The sequence below is a fragment of the uncultured Sneathiella sp. genome (assembly GCF_963976355.1).
GTDB lineage: Bacteria > Pseudomonadota > Alphaproteobacteria > Sneathiellales > Sneathiellaceae > Sneathiella.
Genome location: NZ_CAXBKA010000011.1, coordinates 77,694 through 97,191, shown reverse-complemented (window position 1 = coordinate 97,191; position 19,498 = coordinate 77,694). Strand labels below are relative to the sequence as shown.

At 52.7% G+C, this 19,498-nt stretch carries 17 protein-coding genes; 14 read left to right on the top strand and 3 right to left on the bottom strand.

Features of this window, described 5'->3' with window-relative positions; all coding sequences use genetic code 11:
- Positions 1-42: 42 nt before the first annotated feature.
- The 3 genes from AAC599_RS18835 to AAC599_RS18825 are packed head-to-tail and all read left to right on the top strand — an operon-like array spanning position 43 to position 3,262.
- Positions 43-858 (top strand): DUF5131 family protein, encoded by an 816-nt coding sequence (locus AAC599_RS18835; protein ID WP_340151943.1) that lies wholly within the window; start codon positions 43-45, stop codon positions 856-858.
- A 49-nt stretch (positions 859-907) separates the two neighbouring features.
- On the top strand, positions 908-1,282 hold the full coding sequence (locus tag AAC599_RS18830) for a hypothetical protein (protein WP_340151942.1): 375 nt from the start codon (positions 908-910) through the stop codon (positions 1,280-1,282).
- A gap of 3 nt (positions 1,283-1,285) precedes the next feature.
- Positions 1,286-3,262 (top strand): MobA/MobL family protein, encoded by a 1,977-nt coding sequence (locus tag AAC599_RS18825; RefSeq protein ID WP_340151941.1) that lies wholly within the window; start codon positions 1,286-1,288, stop codon positions 3,260-3,262.
- On the opposite strand, the gene AAC599_RS18820 is transcribed toward AAC599_RS18825, so the two are convergent.
- Both AAC599_RS18820 and AAC599_RS18815 read right to left on the bottom strand, forming a co-directional pair.
- The gene (locus tag AAC599_RS18820) at positions 3,259-3,621 is read right to left on the bottom strand and encodes a hypothetical protein (RefSeq protein ID WP_340151940.1); all 363 of its coding nucleotides are present in this window, start codon (positions 3,619-3,621) and stop codon (positions 3,259-3,261) included. The two genes, AAC599_RS18825 and AAC599_RS18820, sit on opposite strands and share 4 nt — an antisense overlap.
- Positions 3,591-4,346 (bottom strand): hypothetical protein, encoded by a 756-nt coding sequence (locus AAC599_RS18815; RefSeq protein ID WP_340151939.1) that lies wholly within the window; start codon positions 4,344-4,346, stop codon positions 3,591-3,593. Before AAC599_RS18815 ends, AAC599_RS18820 begins: the two co-directional genes overlap by 31 nt.
- Positions 4,347-4,428: 82 nt before the next feature.
- Here AAC599_RS18815 and AAC599_RS18810 point away from each other — a divergent pair, with 82 nt between their 5' ends.
- The 11 genes from AAC599_RS18810 to AAC599_RS18760 all read left to right on the top strand — a co-directional run bounded on the left by AAC599_RS18810 (position 4,429) and on the right by AAC599_RS18760 (position 19,094).
- Positions 4,429-4,788, top strand: a complete 360-nt coding sequence (locus tag AAC599_RS18810) for a hypothetical protein (protein WP_340151938.1) — start codon at positions 4,429-4,431, stop codon at positions 4,786-4,788.
- Between the two features lie 38 nt (positions 4,789-4,826).
- A complete protein-coding gene (locus tag AAC599_RS18805) occupies positions 4,827-5,180 on the top strand; it encodes a hypothetical protein (RefSeq protein ID WP_340151937.1) in 354 nt (117 codons plus the stop codon).
- Positions 5,177-7,792 carry a hypothetical protein gene (locus tag AAC599_RS18800; protein WP_340151936.1) on the top strand — a complete coding sequence of 872 codons (2,616 nt, stop codon included), beginning with the start codon at positions 5,177-5,179 and terminating at the stop codon, positions 7,790-7,792. Before AAC599_RS18805 ends, AAC599_RS18800 begins: the two co-directional genes overlap by 4 nt.
- Before the next feature lie 9 nt (positions 7,793-7,801).
- On the top strand, positions 7,802-8,791 hold the full coding sequence (locus AAC599_RS18795) for a hypothetical protein (protein WP_340151935.1): 990 nt from the start codon (positions 7,802-7,804) through the stop codon (positions 8,789-8,791).
- Positions 8,792-8,796: 5 nt separating this feature from the next.
- Positions 8,797-9,018, top strand: a complete 222-nt coding sequence (locus AAC599_RS18790; protein WP_340151934.1) for a hypothetical protein — start codon at positions 8,797-8,799, stop codon at positions 9,016-9,018.
- A 7-nt stretch (positions 9,019-9,025) separates the two neighbouring features.
- Complete coding sequence (locus AAC599_RS18785) at positions 9,026-9,928, top strand: hypothetical protein (RefSeq protein ID WP_340151933.1); 903 nt, start codon at positions 9,026-9,028, stop codon at positions 9,926-9,928.
- Positions 9,928-11,073, top strand: a complete 1,146-nt coding sequence (locus AAC599_RS18780; RefSeq protein ID WP_340151932.1) for a TrbG/VirB9 family P-type conjugative transfer protein — start codon at positions 9,928-9,930, stop codon at positions 11,071-11,073. Before AAC599_RS18785 ends, AAC599_RS18780 begins: the two co-directional genes overlap by 1 nt.
- 38 nt (positions 11,074-11,111) lie before the next feature.
- A complete protein-coding gene (locus tag AAC599_RS18775; RefSeq protein ID WP_340151931.1) occupies positions 11,112-12,887 on the top strand; it encodes a TrbI/VirB10 family protein in 1,776 nt (591 codons plus the stop codon).
- Positions 12,888-12,943: 56 nt separating this feature from the next.
- Positions 12,944-15,334, top strand: a complete 2,391-nt coding sequence (locus AAC599_RS18770; protein WP_340151930.1) for a hypothetical protein — start codon at positions 12,944-12,946, stop codon at positions 15,332-15,334.
- The gene (locus AAC599_RS18765) at positions 15,334-16,590 is read left to right on the top strand and encodes an ATPase, T2SS/T4P/T4SS family (RefSeq protein WP_340151929.1); all 1,257 of its coding nucleotides are present in this window, start codon (positions 15,334-15,336) and stop codon (positions 16,588-16,590) included. The genes AAC599_RS18770 and AAC599_RS18765 overlap by 1 nt, the downstream gene beginning before the upstream one ends.
- Before the next feature lie 170 nt (positions 16,591-16,760).
- Positions 16,761-19,094, top strand: a complete 2,334-nt coding sequence (locus AAC599_RS18760; RefSeq protein WP_340151928.1) for a type IV secretory system conjugative DNA transfer family protein — start codon at positions 16,761-16,763, stop codon at positions 19,092-19,094.
- Positions 19,095-19,203: 109 nt separating this feature from the next.
- On the opposite strand, the gene AAC599_RS18755 is transcribed toward AAC599_RS18760, so the two are convergent.
- Positions 19,204-19,497, bottom strand: a complete 294-nt coding sequence (locus AAC599_RS18755) for a hypothetical protein (RefSeq protein WP_340151927.1) — start codon at positions 19,495-19,497, stop codon at positions 19,204-19,206.
- Position 19,498 lies beyond the last annotated feature (1 nt).

The window sequence follows — 19,498 nt, the reverse complement described above, 5'->3', positions numbered from 1 at the left end:
ATACCCCAATACACATTTGCAGCCGACTTGAAAGGAATGACCATGGCCTTACGTGAATCGGGCATTGAATGGACCCACTATTCAGGCAATGCCTGGATCGGCTGCACCGCAGTCGGACCGGGCTGTAATCTGTGCTACGCGAATGCACGCTTTGCCAAGCGACTTCGCATGGTGGAATGGGGTGCTGGCAAATCCCGCCATAAGGTCAAAGGTTTTGCAGCAAATGTGCGCAAAGCCAGTCGGCAAGCAGCTGATCTGGGCGGTCGCCAGAGATTTTTCGTCAATTCTGCCTCAGACACTTTTGATAATGAAGTCCCAGATGAATGGCGTGAGGAAGTCTGGGCGACATTGCGGCAAACAGATCATCTTGATTTTATCCTGGTAACCAAACGGATTGGTAACGTTGCGAAAATGCTGCCCGAAGATTGGGGTGTTGGTTACTCAAATACCTGGCTGCTGGCAACAATGGTCAATCAGGAAGAACTAGACCGCGATATGCCTAAACTGGCCGCTGTGCCGGCTGTCGTGCGCGGCTTGTCTATTGAACCCATCATGGGGCCGGTAGATCTGTCCAAGTGGCTGCACCTGCTTGATTGGGTGATCATTGGGGGTCAGAGCCAGCAAATGGGCGATGCCGAGCCGTTGGTGGTGGAATATGAATGGGTACGTGCCCTGATTGATCAATGTCTGGCTGCCGGCATCGCTGTATTCTTTAAACAGTGGGGGACAGGACATTATCCGCGGGGTGGAAATGTCATCGATGGCGAAGTTATCGAGATGTTCCCGAACCCGTGCAGCGGAACCCCCAGCCCAGCGCCCTGGCAACGCGATCGCCGTGTGGCGGCAGCTAATCGGTAGAGCAAGCCTTCTCAGGGTAGTCTCCATTAGGAAATCTTAGGAAAACAATATGAAACAAATACTCATCTCCGCATTGATGGTTTGTGGTCTTGGAGCGCCCGAGGCATATGCCCAGGCTGGCAACTGGGATGCCTATGCCGGGAGCAAGCCCAATGCTCCTGCAGCAGTTCCAAGCGGCACACAGGCCCCTGCACCCACCACAACGTGGAACAAGGAAACATTAAACCTTGATACACGAACGGTCGCCGAGTTCTTACAGCAAGGCTATGACGTTATTAGCGTCCAGCTGAACTACCTTTCTGGCAATACCGAGTTATATATGTACAACGCGTCGGCCTCACCAAAGCTTCTTCATTGTCAGATGCGGGCATTGGAGCAGGGGCAGAAGTCTGCATCTGTGGCAAGTCGGTGCATGGGTTTCTAGAATATGCGCATCTTCTTTGATGATCTTCTCGATGGTGAAGAAAACACACGCCCACAGATGGGGCGTGTCAATATGGCTGAGGAGCATCTGATTAAACGACTGATGTCCTCTTCAGGCGGATTGAGTTTTCGTCATTTTGCCGCTGCCAGGCGAAACCCGGTTGTCCCGGCCTTAAAGACTTCCCGCCCGACGTCGGCCGCAGGCGGGCAGAGCTTTGTCTTCTCTGTGAAAGGATGGCATTCCCCTGGACGCTCTGAACGGTTTTGTGTCGGCCCTAGGGAGACGGCAGTATCACAGGAGCTGCGATACAGCCCGACCCGTCGTCATATGGGAGGCGTGGGAGCATATCGATTTCAGGGGGCCCATCCGCCGCAAGGAATGAGAGAGGTCTCGACCTTTCAGAAGGCACAGTTACGGACTGGTGGGGCAGGAGCCTTTCAAAATTATATAGAACGAGATGGCGCGATTGAAACCGCACAGGGCGTAGAAGCTTCATTTGGTAATATTCATGCAGAGCATGCCTTCCGAGAAGTTTTCTGGGATGAAGTCGAGCGCAGAGAAGGAGCGGCAAAACGCGTACAAACACGGATTATTGCTGAACTGCCCTTTGAGCCAGAAATAGGGCCTGAAGGACGGCGGGAGATTCTCAAGGAACTTGGCGCCGTCATCGAAAGGCACGGGCTTCCCTGGCATGGTGTTGTGCATACGCCTGAGCAACAATCAGATCCGCGCAATTACCACCTTCATCTTCTGTTTCATGACCGTCCGCTTCTGGGTTGGGACAATTGGGATCTGCCAATATTTGGCGATCGGAAAAATACGGCGGTGCGCGCCCATGGTTTCATCAAGGAGTTACGATCTGAGTATGCCGAGATTGTGAACCGGTCATTTGAAAAATCGGGACTGACGCGGCGTTGGGATCCTCGAACCTATAAGGAGATGGGGATTGACAAGCCCCCGCAACAGCATTTGGGAAGTGCAGTCATGGGGCTGGAGCGGCGCGGCATTGTGACCGCGGGTGGCAAGCGTGTTGCGCAGGCAGAAGAAGCCTGGCGATATCGCAATCTTGCTCAGGAGCGCACGATTAAGCTGGTCGGGATGGCCGACAGGCTTGAGGGCCGGATAGAGGAAATCGAGACATCCCGGTCAGAGCCCTTGTCACCGTCAGTACGGATGGCACAGGCGGGATTCCTTGAGCAAGTAACGCGCGCTTCACGTCAGTATATCCGTGTAGCCGATTGGAGACATCAAAAGGGTTTCATTGGCGAACGGCACCGTATGCTGCGCTCACGCCTGGAGCTTATGCTCGAGGATCCAGAATTTGGTCCATCCTCAGGAAAATACCTGCAGAAGCTCGACAGATTCTACATGCGAATGGCGAAGAACGTTGGAGATATGCAGCGTTCTGCGGAGGAACGCCTGCGCGTCGTTCGCAGAGGGGTTATACATGCCCGCGAGGGGTATGTTGTTGAGAGCCTGGTGGACAGGCTTCGCCGTGCCAATGGCGCGATCGAAAGAGCTGTTGGCGCGGCTGCTATGGCAAAACGCCAGCGTTCTGCGTCCGATGGTCGATACAAACGGCTTTTGACGGAACAACAGGCACATCTTCGCGCACGGGCAAAGCTCCAGAAATCGCTGCCCCCTGGCATCAGCTGGGAAGATTTGGAAGAAAAGGTTCAGGCGGGAGCCAAGGCCTGGGATATCAGCGCGCTGAGCTATATTGAAGTCCAGAACATAGTTGCCGGCGTGAAAGCATCCACGCGCAGCCTTGAACGCATGTTGAGGCGAGAGAAGAATGCTCAAGCTGATTCAGGATCGGGAAGCGACGAGTCAGGAGTGGCAGCTATTCTCCAAGCCAGGGCGCAACGGGCCGAGGTTCTTCGCGATATCCGCAAAAGCGGACTTGCCCCTGTCATAAAAAAACGAGTGGGCAATCTGCTGGGTGCGCGCAATCGACCGGCTCTGCGCAATCCGACTTAAGCAGCTGCTTCTTGATCGGGCTCCTGCTCAACCCCTTTTGTATAGACAGGGTTGGAGAGGTCGGTCAGAGCCAGATAGATCAGTGCCACCACAATATGTGAGAGAGGTACGGAAAAATCACTGTTCGTAATTTGAACATAGTCGAAAACGACTTGGGGGAGGCGAACACGTTTGGTTTTTCTTGCTGTTTGCGCTGGATAGACGTGCGCGTATTTTGACCAGAATTCAGGTGTGCGTTTGGCAAGTTGCCAAGCCCGTTTTAACCCCGCCGACCGCAAATGCTTGGGTGTCGCCGCCCAGGCGTCGCTGAGCGGCAAGGGGAGGCCGGTCATGATTTCTTGAGTGTCGCCAATGGACATGTAAAGGTCTCCAAAATCAAGTCACGCAGGGTATAGCGGGTGGCGGAAAGCCTGAGAAGGCCTGCAACGATGGCATAGATCGGGATGTTCATTTCAGCATGCTGTGTTTTGACCTGCTGCCAGGTGGACGACCTGACCTCGATGGCAACGGTCCGCATGTCTGGGTTATCTGTGACACGGCCAAGAGAGATGTTTTCGTGTTGCGTGGTGGCCACCCCAAGTTCTACGAGCATGCCCAGAACGATGCCAGCCGATGGTTTGCGGCCAGCCACCAGCTCATGAATCTTTTCGCACTGCTGAGGTGAACGGCGCGCAAAAAGGTCTTTGCGGTAGTGCATTGCCGCGCGCAAGAGTTCATCACGTTTTCCATCGAAGTATCCCGGTTTTGCGCGACGTCCAATGATGTTGCCAACATTGACGAGACCCAAATGCTCGGGCTCATGACATATCAGATGGCGCAAATGTTCATCTTCGCCATCGGGATTGGCAATAAGGTATTTAAACACCTTTTCCCCGGCCTTTTCCCCTTTCTCATCATCCCCAATAATTTGTTTGCAAAACTCTGGAATTACTTTTTTCCGCAGCAAGGTTCCGTGGATTGCAGCGCAAATTTCAATCAGCAGCGTGTGGTCTGCTGGGGCCAGATGAATTGAATTCTTGCGGATGGTGTCCTCAGGGACTTCAGGCAGCCGTGGCTTGGCCAGCGTCTCCAATATTTCTTGCATTATAATCTTTTCTCCAAGCCTGGTTTTATATAGAATGCCATTTGCAAGACTTCTTGCAAAACACTTTTTTTGGGGTTCATAGATGTTACAAGATTTCTACCACAATACGGATCGAGCCGTCAGCGGTGTTCTGCGATGGATGCCCGCTGTTCTTTTGGCCTGCGTAATCCTTCTTTGCCTGTCGGATTTGGCGTTCGCCGAGCTGGCGACCAAAGAAGCGCTTATCAATAAGGGCACAACAGTGTCTGCAGGCTTTACCGCAGTGATCAAAGGGTGGGCAAAGCCGCTTGGTTCGATCGTGATTATTGCCCTGTTTGTGCTGATGATTTTTGTTGGCAAGCAGGTCGCAGGCAAGTTTGCCTTTGTCATCATTGGTCTAATCGGTGCCGCAATGGCAGGTACGATTGCCGCAGTGATTTGGGCAATTGGCGGCGGAACTTAAAGCTTGATTTTGCCTAAAGGTTAACAGGGGAGACCTTAATGGAGAGTCCAGTCGCCGAAAGCGTACTCTATCCGGTAACGCAGTATGGAATGCCCATACGCACGATGCTTATTAGCATCGGTGTTGCGGCATTCTTTGCTCTTATTCTTTCGTTGCCCCTCGATTGGCAGAGCATGATCCCGATTTTCGGCGATCTAAGTCATCTTGTTCCCTGGGGTGTTCTGCTCATTTGGGCCGGGGTTGTCCGGGGTTTAATTTACAGAAACCCGTTCCTCGAGAATTGCTGGGGGGTGCGTTTCTTTCCACCCTCTACCCATTTCAAAAAGGCAGATAATGTTATGGCAGGCCATCGGGTGCGTTTGAAAGCTCGACGCTGGACATTTGAAGTATGATCACAGAAGAGTTGTCCCAAACGCCAAGCCTTGGCCTCATGATTTTCTATCTTTGCTTGATGATCGTGCCTGCATTGCTGGCGGCCATTTTTCTCGGCACGCCACTACGTAAATTGCTCGATCCGGTCAAGAAAGGTGAAAAGCTCGTCGATCATGTGCTTATTGATCGGGTGTTACGAGATCAGCAAACCGTTCGATGTACGGATGGCACACTTTTCAAGGTTGTCCGGATTGGTGGTGTGGATCTTAACTCGATCGATGAGGAAGGTCTGGATAATTTAACATCCGCGCGGAAAGCTTTACTGTTTCGTCTTGGCAATACAGACGTCTCTCTCAGAAAGATATCCCGGCGCCAACAGGTCGATCTTACACGGTTTTCGAAGGTGATGACCCGGGCAACAGTCACGGAACGGACCTTCTGGCTGAATGCTGTCCTCAAATGCTACGCTGGACTGTTTACCGCAAGCTATCGCAACACCCATTATCTGATCTTCTCCATTGACGGGGCAAAGTCTGAGGCAACGGAGGAACTGACAAAGGCTGTCCGAGAAGGTCTTCAGGTTCTTTCGGCGTTCTCGCCTGAAATCTTGGCCGTTGGCCGTCAGGATGAGCCGTCTGAACTTCTTGAGGCTCTTGGCAACCTGCTGAACCCGGGAATTCAGGTGCAGGCAACAGGTGCCTTGGCCAATCTAGCCATACCGGGCCAAAGACTGGCGCATGCGCTGGTAAGATCGAGTGTGGATTTTCTCGCTGGAGAAAATGAGCCGACTGTCGGGCCTGGACGCCACAACCGCGGCCTGGCCAGGTTTACATGCCAGGGCATAGACACATTCGTTGCAGCTGTCTCGATCATAACATGGGCCGGAACAGCGCGGTCGCGGACTGTCAGTCGCCTTCTTGCCGAAGACAGCGAGCTTTTGCTTTGTGAATGGATGCGGGTCAAAGACCGTCAGAGCAGCGAAGAGCATCTCAAAACAATCAAGCAGAAATCTATCCTTACCGGGGAGTCCGGACAACGTAAATATGCTCAAATGGAGATGGTTGACGATGCCCTCGCAGGCGATAACGTCGCGCAAGATCAGAGGTTCGTCGATTTCGAAATGACGATTTTTGTGCATGGCAGATCAGCACAGGATGTCTGGCGGCGCATCGAGCGCGTTGAAGAAGTATTGCAACGCGACACTTATACGCCAATTCGCCTTAACGACGATCAACTGCCCTATCGCTGGCTTTCGATCCTGCCCCCGCACTGGATCCCGATCCATGAAGTAACGCCCATCACGCAGAATGTCGCTGATTTGATGCCATTTTCCTCACCGTCACAGGGATTGGATCGTTGTGACTGGGGCAATGGGCCCGTTCAATTGTTTCATACGGTTGACAGGTCAGTTTTTGGCTTTGTCTGGCACGAAACAAACCAGCCACTTGCCCGTGGTCATACATTCATTATTGGGCCGACCGGCGGCGGTAAAACAATCCTGATCAATTTCCTCGCGGCATCGAGCACCCATTATCCGGAAACGAAGGTTTTCATCTTCGACCGAGGGGATGCCAGCTATATTACCGTGAAGGCACTTGGCGGGCGTTATTTCCAGCTCCAGCACAGTACCACGGCGACGGTGGGCGATGTCTGTCGCTTAAACCCGTTTCAGCTTGATATCAGATCAGACATGAGCGGGGAGACGCGATGGTTGATCACTTACTTACGTGATCACATCGCGCGCGTGGACCCCTTGAACACAGCCGTCATTGAAGACATTGAACAATCTGTGCGCGGGCTGGCCAGCGTCGAGCGCCGCCATCGTCATATGGCTGAATTCTATAAAAACCTTGTGACATCCGAGGCGAAAGACCGTTTCCGAGATTTTGCCGAAAATGGCACCTATGGCAACGTGTTCCGTGTTGATCCGGATCGCCCGGAAACCGTCAAGGACACCCTTCACTTTGACGATGACTGCCAAATTTTCGGATTTGAGTTTGAAGAGGTCTTGAATGACTCCCGTCTGACCGAAGCAATCTTGCCCTATATTCACTATCGCATCAGCAAAGAGGTTGCCCGCACGGGATGTGCCTGGCTGATGATCCTTGATGAGCTCAAAGCATTGCTCGAGGGATCCGAGCGCATGGTTGAGGTCTTTAATACGTGGCTCGACGAGGCGCGCCGCAAGCGTGGTGTAATTGTGGGGGCCTTGCAGTTCATTGAGCAAATGATCGAGACCAACTCACTTGGGCGTATCCGTGCAGCCAATGCCAACCTGATGTTCCTGCCCAATCCAAATGGTGTGCGCTCACATTATATCGATGAGCTTGATGTTTCGCATCGCGAGTTCGAGATCATTTCCAAGCGCGACAGCAGTACCCAGGACCTCAAACGCTTTGTTCTGGTCAAACGTCAGATGGAAAGCGGTTCGCTTGGTGCCGTTGTGTTGCTCACAGATCTTGGATCCCTGCGAAATTCAGAAGAAGGCGACCTTCTCTGTCTCTTCGAGGGTGGTCACAAACCAGCCAACACATTCCGAAAACTTGAAGATCGCCACGGCTATCCGGGATGCGTCAGGGCGTATGTCCAAAGCCGCAGTGTTCCAGCAATGTCCAAAACTGATGCCGCATAGGAGGCAGTAATGTTGAAAGTGATGAAGGCTCTCAAACGCCAGACTTCGGAGCAACCTCTGACCGTGGTTCTGTGCGTCGTTCTGATGTTCAATGTCGGTGTGATGGTGCATATGAGTGCCACCCTGCAACGGGCAAACGCCGGGATGGCTGTCTTTGATGCTGCGGGTTTGGCGCAGGCGATCAAGGAAATGGGGGTTTCAAAAGAAGTCCTCGATACGGCCAAGAGCACGTGGGAAACGACACAGGAAATGCTGTCACGCACCGAAGATGTTCTCCAGGCAACCGGCTATGGCGAAACGCTCAGCCCGTCGATGATCACTATGTTTGGTGCCGAAGCAACAGGTGATAGCCCCCTGTCAGGGATTATCGAAGACGGGGAATCCACGATGTTCAACTTTGATGACATGATGAAGTTGACCAATGTGGGTCTTTCGATTGTCGAGCGTGGTGGTCTTGAAAACGTGACGCTCGCGGACGGCATGGGCATCTACGACACAATGTTCGGGTCATATGTCAAAGACGCACAGAAGGATCAAGTCGCCTTTGAATACGGCGAGGCGACCACACGCGAAGCACTGGAATCCAACTGGCAGATGGTTGAGGATCTCCCGGCCATTACCAAACAAATCGCCAACCTGAGTGCAACCGCCCAGCAGCTGGCAGGAGCGAATGGAAGCTCACGGGCCCAGATTGCTGTGAGCACGCTGGCCACCCTGCAAAACACTGCGCTGTTGAGCAAAATATTGCAGCAGCGTGCGGTCAATGACACCCAGCGGATCGCCCGTGAACAGCAAACCAAAGCTGAAAACGGTACTTGGGCTAATCCTGACGCCAAGAAAACCTCACCTGTGGAGGTTGAAGGGACGCCCTGGCTTAAAGAGGGTTCAGCCCCTGCGGCGGGGACTGCAGCTGGTAACGGAAATCCAGCATCCACTCAAGGTCAGGGCAGCGGCACATGGAACAATCCAGATGACGTTCGCACGGCTCTGGGAGGATGAGTGACATGCGTCAAAATCTCTTGTGGCACGCCCGACTGATGATTGCAGGGGTTATGGGACTATTGGCGGGGTGCGCCAATCCCATGACGCCTGTTGAAAGTACGGACATGATTGGGCCCGGGCGGGCAACAGATGAGTACAAACTGTCGCCCTGCACCTGCGAGAACATGGAATTAACACCTGTCGATCAGCAAACCATCGACGCTCTTCGCATGATTTACGGATAGGTGTTCAATGTTTGGTAGAAAAGCCGAAAAAAACGGATCTGTGAGCTTTGGCGATCGTGAACCTGACCTGTCTGCGCCAACATCATCAGGAAAGAAGTCATCTGACCGGCTGCCTGACGGCCTGCATAAAAACCGGACAGGTGACATTAACAAAAGTTACATCAAGGTTATCCGGTGTCTTTGCTTTGCCCAGATCGCGACGATCACGCTGGTTTTGGTGCTTGCTGCGGTGATTGGCAGCATGAGCCCGCTCCGACGCGATGTACCATGGGTGGTTGTCGTCGACAGAGCTGGCGATGTCGATGTCCAACAAGCGGTATGGCGGACAGGCAATAGCAAAGAGCTTACGGTCAATGAAATCCGCACAACGCAGTTCTTGCGATATTATTTCCAGGTCACGGCAGATTATCGGCAGATGGGCCGTATCTGGCAAACATCCTGCGTTGATGACCTTATCCGCGGGGACAACTTCGCAGATGAACTCTGCGCCTATCTCCCTGCAAGGATGAGCGAAGAAAGCCACGAAGCGTATGTCGCGGCAAACCTCGATGAAGTGATGAAAATGGTGAATGCCCGCCAGACGCGTGAAGTGACGCTGCTGCGCGAGCCGCTTCTGATGGACACTTTCATCCAGGACAATGAAAACGTCTATCTCTGGGAATATCAGATCCGTCTGGATGACTATGATAACCGCAATTATGCCGGTGCAGAAAACATGGGGACGGGGTCTCGAAAAGAGAACAGGGAAGCCGACGATCCGGCATATTACTCGCAAAAACTCGTTGTCCGCGTCTGGACGACATTCAATTTGGCCTATCGCTTCGAGTGGGCCCAGAAATATCAGAACCCCTTGAACTTCCGGATGTTGAAAATGGAAGTCGCCAAACTCTCTGATGGCGGGGGTGAATAATGCGTCTTTTAGCCCTGACATTCGCAACCTCGTTGATGATGAGCGTCCCAGCCGCGGCCCAAGGTTTCATTGACCAGATGGGCGGCTCCGCTCCGCTTTCTTCGAAAACTACGAACCTGTTTGGTGGCGGGCCTGGCACCGAACAGGACATTGAAATCGATTTGCAGCAACGTCAAAATGCGCTCTTTGACGAGGCCGTGGGGACCCCTGAAGAACAGGAAGAAAAGGGTGTTCTTGTTGTTGACTACGAACCTTATAAGCCTGTCGCTGTTAAGGTTCGCAACCTTGCGCAAACATATCTGTTCTTTCCTGAGGATGAAGTCATTGAAGACGTTATGCTGGGGGATGGCAGTGTCTTCACAGTTGATTTCCCCCGGGTAACGCCACAGTCTCAACCCACGCGGAAGAATGTCCTTATCCTCAGCCTGAACAAAGGCCTGGTTGGGGCCGACACACCAATGACCGCCATTGGTCGCATACGGTCGGACGGAACGCGCCGCAAATACCTGTTTATCGTTTCAGGCTGGTCCTATCGATCGGAAACCATCTCAGATTTCTTTGTCTTCATTCGCGATGAAAAAGGTGAAATGGCGGCAAAGTCTTCAGTACCGGGCGTGTCACGCGCGTCGAGTAACCGGACAGCTGGCAATCAAATCGAGAAAACACCGGAATATCTGCGTGAGATACCGTTTGAACCGACCGATATCTCCTTTGGTGATTACGTGGTCAAGAAACCAAGCGATGTCTCGGACGAGGAAGTGCGCAAGATCATGCCACGCCAAATCTGGACCGATGGGTACTGGACATATTTGCAGTACGGAGACCAACAGGCCGATACCATGCCATGGGTTGTGGTACGGCGTGTCGTTGATGACGTCAACTCGCCGGTCGACTACATGCAGCATCCCAAAAAGCACAATGTGCTGGTGGTGCACTCAGTCGGGCAGAACCTGTATCTGCGCAATGGCCAGAAACGGGTCCTCTGTCTTGTTTGGGTCGGCAGTGAAAACCGTCCTGCTGTCATGCAGGCCACATTTAATGCGGATGTAAAGCTTGAACAACCCGAAGCGCTCACCACCAACACCCCTGAAAACCTTTCTGAAACAGATACACCTTCAGACATGATCGAAAGCGAAGGTCTGTGATGCGCAAGTTTTTGCTCTCAGGGGTCGCGATCGCATGTTTGTTCCAGCCTGATATTGCCCATGCGCAATCAGAGGAAGTCGGTATCTGGGATACAATCATCGGCGTTTTCAGTGAGCTTCTAGGCAATGACGATGACGGTCAGCCCGAAAGCAGCGATGGGGAGACCGAAACCCCTACGACCGCTGAGGGCAAGGCGAAGAGTTCGCCTTTGCTCTTCGTGCGACCTGTGATCGTCGAATTTGAGCAAGCTGTCTTCAATTTTGAAGAGGGAGCCGGACGGATCGAAATTCCTTTGGTCTTAAGTGCTGTTCCCGAACGGGACATTGAGGTGATTTACACGATCGAACCGGGCACAGCGCGCAGTCCTGAGGACTATGTTGACAGTGCAAACGGGTCGATAAAGATCAAGGCAGGTCAACAAACGGGTGTAATTGTGCAGTCGTTACCCGATGATGGCGAATATGAAGGTGAAACGCCTGAGAACTACTACATCGAGCTTCAGAGTGCACGTGGAGGCGGGCTTGGCCAGACATTGCGGACAGAAGTCCGGATTAAGGACAATGACCCCAAGCCGATGGCATCTGTTGCGCCTGGACGCTTGACGGCTGTCCCAGCCCAAGTCGAGTTCGGTCGGGTAGATGTAGATCAGGCCTATGACGTTGACATAAACATACGCCATGCGGGTGATACGGATGTCCAGATCGGTCGTCTGGAAGAAACGGCCGACCGTGTCGAGATCCAGTCGCAAACCTGCCAGAATGTCATTCTGTCATCGGGTGGGGTCTGCACTGTTCGGGTGCGGTTTAGCCCTGATGCCGATGGTGTTTACGAAGGAACCCTGATTGTACAGGGAAGCACTGAGGCGAACGGAAGCTCGGTCCCCATTGTTCTAAGGATTCCGCTACGGGGCGAAGGCTACCTGAAACCGGCGGATCTCGACCCACAACGCGTTATTCGTGAAAAAATGCAACTCAGACGTCGACTTGGAAACGGGGTGACAATATCGACAGTGAGCCGACCGGTCTCCCCGTCGCCACGCGAATACATCACAAGTCAGGATTACGACGAGGCCGTTGCACCAGGCAACACCCATGTGACTTTGCCAATGGATCTCGAGCGTATTCTCACCACATTCCAGAGCATCCCCTGTGTGTTGGAGAACTCGATCAATTCCCAGCACCCCGGGCAGGCTGTTTGCGTGGTTGAGCAGAATATCTATTCGTATCATGGGTTCAAGCACCGCTTTGTCTTAATTCCAGGCGGCTCAAAGTTTCAGGGCTCCTATACGCCGTTGGCCAAAAATGGCGATACCCGTCTGAGCATCGCATGGCAGCGGATGTTGAAACCCGATGGCAGTATGTTGTGGTTGCCCGACGGGTTCCCCACACAGGATGCGATGGGTCGAACAAGCATGCCAGGTCAGATCGATGACCGCGAATGGGAACAGTTTGGCACACCAATCCTTCTGACAGCGCTTACAGCACTTGCAACGGAAGCTGTTTCGCAAGGAGAGGAAGGTCTATCAGGCTCCGAGCAGGTCTTACTTGATGGCGAAAGCCGGGTGATCACTCAGATGCTAAGCAAAAATCTTGACCTGCAGCGGATCATGACAATTACCGCAAGTTCGCGTCTTACCATCAAACCGACAGTGGATATTCTTTTTGAACCCACGGGTATTCGGGTTCTTGGAAAGGCTGCTGCTGCGCAGCAAGTCAGCAGTTCACAAACCAATGGAGGAAGTCGCCAGTCCTCTGATGAAAAGGGGTCTTCATCAGAGCCACCATCGCTGGCAGCGCAACCGACTGTTCACTAGGCTGATCGCTACGGGGTAATCCGATAACGCTCTGCACTTTGACATGGAGTTATGTCATGCGGAGTTTGCTTAAACACCTGATTGTCGGGCTGGCGCTGCTGGCACCGTCAATCTCCTATGCAGATGATCTCCCAGATCTTCTCAACACCACATCGAACGCGCCAGAGAGTAGCGCTGCAACCAACGATCCGGAAACCTCCTCGACACCTGACGGTTCGGGGCCTGTGACAACGGGCAAGGCCGTATTGAGCGAAGATGAGGCTCAGCGTAAGACTGTCGAGTTACCAAGTGATGTCAATCAGACGGCACTTGCCATCTCCGAAGGTATTTCCTTTGAGGGAGACAGTGCGCCTGCGGGCAAGCGCCCTGTGGAAGCACAGTTTTCAGATCCGAGTCTGGCCGGGGCGGAAATTCGTGAGAAAATCCGTCTGAAAGGTCTTCTCGAATATGAGACGGGCGTAGATGGTAATGTTAAGGGTTCAATGAGTTGGTACGGCGTTCGGAACGCTGAAAACAATGAAGAACGCGAGATTACAGGCGTCCTCGAAAGCCGCTTTACCACATCCGACCCAACGGTTGCTTCAGGTCAGACCCTCTCAGCACAGGGCGACGTTCCAGCAGCTCTTGCTGCTGCACGCTCCTTGCTTGAGAACGGTGGGGATGTGCCTGAAGAGAAGGCAGAAGAAGGCCGCGCAGGTGGCGGATCTGGCGGGACCGGCGCAGCCCAGTTTTCCGCAGCCGGCGGCGAACCGAGCAACGACATGCTCGAAGGTTTCGAGCTCCCGGATGTAAAAGAAAAAACAGAGGAAGCCAAAGTTGACGAGATGACTCTCTCTGAAGCCGGCTGTCCGTTGAAAGTTTCAGCTGACGGGTCGGTTGTCCAGGTACAAAGCCAAACAATCAAGAACGGCCAACCTCAAGGCGATTGCTCGCCGAACGGCACCAATCTGACCGTTCAAAAAAGTTATGCGACATGCGAGGACGATAAGGACCTCGATGCGCACACGGCATTTGCCCAGTTCCGTCGCTTTTATGTCGATCAAAGCGGGACCACGCAGTATCTCGATGACGAGTGTGTCATCGACAACGATCTCAAGTTCGTGATGTATCAGGATTCAAGCGTTTGCAGCTTCGATCTTGAACTGGCGGGCAGTTCACCAACCGCATTTAACCGTGGGAAATGGTACTATCAGAACCGGAACAATAACCGGGTTGAAGTCAGCGGTTGCGAACGAATTGAAGACGAAACCGCGCCAATCCTGACAACAACAGAAGGCTGTACACCGCGTCATGAATTTCAGTCTGGCACAGGTGGCCAAAGCCTTGAGATGGTCAAACAATACTTTGTTTGGGATGACATCCCCCGGGTTGTCAGTGACTGTTCCGATAGTGGCAAAACATTTGCCCATATCCACAAAACGAATGTCTGTAGTGATCTGACCCCGACTCAAGCAGATCTCGCGAACTTTACCGAGGGTGAAGCTGCTTTGATTGCCGTGCCACAAGAGCGCATTGCGATCGATCTGAACGGCACGGAAACCTACATTTCCGAGTGCAAGCCGATTGAAAATGTCACCGCTGAGCTGTTCAAGGAAACTGCTGGGTGTGAAACAACTTTCTTCCATTATCTGTCGGCCGGGGAATCATACGGCAGCACCAAGTGGAAGTATCAGATTGACGGGAAACCGGAAATCACTTTGACCTCCTGTATTCAGGACAACGCGGTAACCTACGATCATCAAACGCGAATCAATGGGTATGAGCATCATGACAGCTTGCTCTACTCGGAACCGAAGACAGAGATCTATCTTCAGGCCGACGGACAAGAAGTTATGGTCTCCGAAGCGCAGGTACGTTCTGGAGCACCCCAGCTGGATTATGTTTTCCAACAGTCTGTATTGGTCGCGACGGGTGAGCTTTTTTATGAAACCGATTCATCCTGCGAGAAGCTCATGCGCCGGAACGATATAGATCGATATCTCAAAGGTGATCTTGTATCGGTCTATGATGATATAAAAGGCGAAGGTGAAGCCCTGAGCCAGGGGGATGGCTGTAATACTGTCGTCGTGTGGGGGAATGAATCACACCGACGCTGGAACGCCCCACAGAATTACACCGGCTCGGTGTGTGGGAAGACCACTTATACAGTTTGGCATGCAGCGCAAGGCAGCGATGGCGATAGCTGGACAGATCACCCTTCTTATGGAAACCACTGCAATTATACCGCCAGTACAGCGACCCAAAAGATTGTCCGAGATGACGGCATCCAGATCGGAGGTTCCGTCAACAAGAGCTGTGAAACAGTTTCGGGCTATCCCAGTTACTCGCAATCAGGTCACGCGGGAACTTACCAATGGTCCATCACATATCGCAGCAATTCGGGGGGATTTCCCGCACACTCTAACACTGTAAAATCAAATTGCCTTGGCGCCTGGGGGTGGTGGTAATGGAAAATTACACCCAGGTTCTCCTCTCTCGCTATGAGCACTTGCGCAAGGTCATCCGGTCCTCGCGCTGGGGAGGGAATATTGCAAGTGTCAATATCAACGGCCCCCATAAACTCAATGTTTATGTCGCGGGGAAAGGCAAGATAACGCTTCCTTCCAAAGAACTTGGATTTCTCACACAAGAATATCTGCGAGACCTCTATCGGGGTCTCGCAGCCCACTATGGGGTGCTGTTTAACGACAATATGCCCATCCTTGCCTGTAAAACGCCTGATGGTGATCGTCTGTTAGGGATTACCGGACCTACAGTCGATGAAACTGGTGTCGCAAGCTCCATCCGCATCAAACGCAAGATTGCCGTTACTTGGGAAGATTATGGCCTTAAGCCGGCCGAAATTGATCGCGTGCGCGAAACCTTTGTCGACGGAAAAACTGTCTTGCTCTGTGGCGGCACCAACGCCGGCAAAACAACAGTTCTTAACCTCGCAGCAAAGGACATCCCCAAAGACGATCGGGTGATGACGATGGAGGATACCAGAGAGCTGGATTTCAGCCATGTAGATGACCGGGTTCATCTGGTTTACTCACGCTACGACAGTACCATACGGATCACGCCGGCAGACCTGATCGATGCCATTGTCCGTATGGAGCCCCATCACAACTGGATGTCAGAACTTTCGATCCGAAATGCATTGGCCGCCTTGCAAGTGATGGACCTTGGCCACTCTTTCTCAGCCACCACACATGCAAATACGTTGCTCGATGGCTTGAGGGGATGGCGTCGACGGATCGCCATGGCCGGGGGTTCTGAAACTGAAATGTCCTCCATCATGGATATGTTTGCCGACAACGTCGCTCTGATGCTTCAGGTCAAAAGGGTTGAAGCCAATGATAAGGGCATCGCGGATCAGCGGCTGATCACCGACGTCCGATCGGCAAAACAGGTGCTTGATAAGCGCAGCACACGGGCCGAACTGGCAGGGGAGCCTGTGTTCCCCAGAATGCCTGAACCCGACGAAATGCGGCGCATGGTCAAGGCCATGAATGGCGGCCGCGATCTGAGCGAGATGCAGGAAGAAAGCCTGAAAATGATGGCCATGATGGTGTCTATGATGCGCACCGGCACGGCCAACGATGACCGGATCGGTGACGTTCCCGATCATCATTTGTTCTCCCCTGAAGAACGCATGGTCATTGGAAGCGATCAAATCGCAATGCCAGAAGCCCCGTCTGCTCCGTTTCGGGAGGTTTCGTGATGAAGTCCAACAAGCTTATTGAAGACTTTCACCTGCACAGGAAATACCAGCTGGCATGGACCCTGCCGACACTGCTCCTGCTCCTGTCAGGGTTGTTCCTGAGCTGGCCACTTGAATCGACCTTTCGCCAAAGCGTATATGGATCGGTCTACATTGGCAGCCTGGGCGCCATGATCCTGTTTGGCACTTTGGCCCTCTTCATCTGCATGCAATCCTCTACCTATAACATGAAGGTAAAGTGGTGGGTTTGGCTGTCGGCCGTTCTGTTGATCGCGGCCTCTCTGATCAGCTTGATGACCGCTCTGGTTATTTACGGCAAGGGCCAAGTAAATCTTGGCGCAACATTTGGCATTTACTTCTCAACCCTGTTTGCCGACCCAGAGCGCATCCTTTATTTGTATCGTGACTGGATCAACGGGATGTTTGACACGCAAACAGTTCCGGTGACCTGGATATGTGCTTTCGTCGCAAGCATCACCATATTCATATTTGGGATTATGCAGAACCCGCATGACGATCGTCGTTCCATTCACGGTAATTCGCGCCTGGCGACCTATAAGGATCTCAAGCGCTGGCAAAAGTGGCGAGATGCCTGGTTCTCACGCAAGCGCCAGGCAATTTCCTTCCTCGATGACGGGGGCATTGTCCTTGGCAAATTTAAAAAGGGGTTGTTCTCATCAACCTATTTGCGCCGGAATGAAACTCTGACCGCATTGGCTCTAGCGGCCCCTGGCTTAGGTAAAACTCAGGGTATCGCTATTCCGACGGTGCTCTCCAAGGGCATGAACGACTGGTCCATGTTCATTTTCGATATCAAGGGCGAACTCTTTGAAAAGACCTCCGGGTATCGCAGCTCTGTTGGACCAGTCGTACGTTTTGAGCCCAGTGGTGATCGGGGCGCGCGCTGGAACCCGTTGTCGCCTCATCGCTCATTACCAGACAAGGGCGAATTCTTCACTGAACTGACGGCTCTTGAACGGGAGCTGGCCAAGCTGGTCGGAGAGGACAATGCCCAGGATGTCCGTATCGGACTTCAAAGCCTGATGCGCAATGACACAGACTGGCGTGAGACCTTGAAGTCAAAGCCAGATGTCTTGTGTGTTGATGCCATTTCCTTTGTTGCCATGAGCGATAGTGAGCGGATGCAAATCATTACTCAGGGCGTCATTCCTCACGCGCGCAAAATGTCTGCTTATCAGGCTCAACGCGAGACCTATTGGCGCAAACTGTCCATGGGACTTGTCAAGGAGCCCGAGGGAGGCGGAGGCGGTAACGGGCAACACTTTATCGATCGCGCCCGTGCAGCTGGTTTCGCGCTTATGGGCTTTACAACAAGCCGGTGTGAGCGTGACGGTGTGGAACCTAACTTCGGCCGTTTGATTGACATCTGGTCAAATGCACTGGCCAACGCCGGAGGTAACATCGATGAGAACCCTCAGGAACAACTCGACGCAGTGACAGAGGCTCTCGTGTCGCTCATTGATGAGTGCAAGGCATATGGGTACCCAGAACAGATCCGTCAGGAGATGATTGATCTGCGCACGGCCGGGGAAGAAGAGAAGGGCGGTATTTTCTCCAGCCTGGCAAACGGCTTGAATATCTTCAAGCTGTCAACCGTTCGGGAACGGACGGCAACCTCGGACTTTTCTCTTGAAGACATGCGGGGGATGACCGGCAAGGATGGCAAGTCATACCCATTGACGCTCTATCTTGTTGTCAGTCTGGAAAACATCAAATCGATGGCCCAGATCATGATCATGCTGACAGAAGCGATGCAGTCGCGTTTGATTTCACAAGACTCGAAGTTTGCATCCAAGGCCCGGAAGGTTCTTTTCTTACTTGATGAGTTTGCTCAAATTCCAAAAATGCAAACGCTTCTTTCCTCTCCTGCCGTTGGTCGTTCTCAGGGCGTTGGCAACCTGCTGATTGCCCAATCCTACGGGCAGATTGAAGGGACATATGGTGCGACTGGTTTGAAAGAGATCAAGGATACCACGGAGTGGAAGTTGATCTATCCTTTGACCGACAGCGCCACGGCCAAGGACATCTCCGAGATGATCGGCAACGAGACGATCGAGGATGCCTCCGAAAGCGGGAGTTATGGCGGTTTTGGTGGTTTTATTTCTGCGATGTTTGATGGGATGTCAGGCAAGCAGGTGTCAACACAGGTGAATAAGTCGCGCAATCTGAAAGGTAAGCCTTTGTTTACGCCGTCTGACCTGATGTCGACTGATAACGGCGGCAAAATGCGGGTTGGACAGCAGATCATTCTTGCTCTGCGAAAATACAACCGACCCATTGTGTGTGAGACGCCATTTGCCTATGAAGATAAAAAGATCAGCCGTCTCACCGAGATCCCGGCACCGATGCCCGATGCAGACGGTGAAACAACCAATGGGATGGGCTTCTGTGGCAAGCTGGCCCATTTGCATCATGTTCCGGGCCAGAAAGAGAAAACCGCACGAGCGCCGGTTGTGAACAACCGATTTAAGAACGCAGCGTAAGCCTTGGCGATCGGTTCAGCTGTTAGCTGGACCGATCAGCTGTTTTTCCAAAGAAAGGCGCCATCTTATCATGCCAACCTGTGAGAAGATGGGGCTTCGCACGTGTTTCTTAACTACCTTTCCTGGTATGTTGAAACTTAAGCAACTGACCAAGACCCCATAAGATGACGATCGTGCTTATGATCATGTTCCAGAGCAGGGCATAAATCCATAAGGTGTCGGTTAAGGGTGCTGATTGGAGATAAGGCCACAAGTCGGTGACGGGCCCCGGATATCTTGTGCCCTGTTCTTCTAAGAAGAACGAAACAATGAGCACGAGAACGCTAACACCCGCCAAACCTGCGCAGACAACGAGGAAGGTGTTGCTTGCATTGCCTTTCTCTTTGACGCCAATCTGTATCATT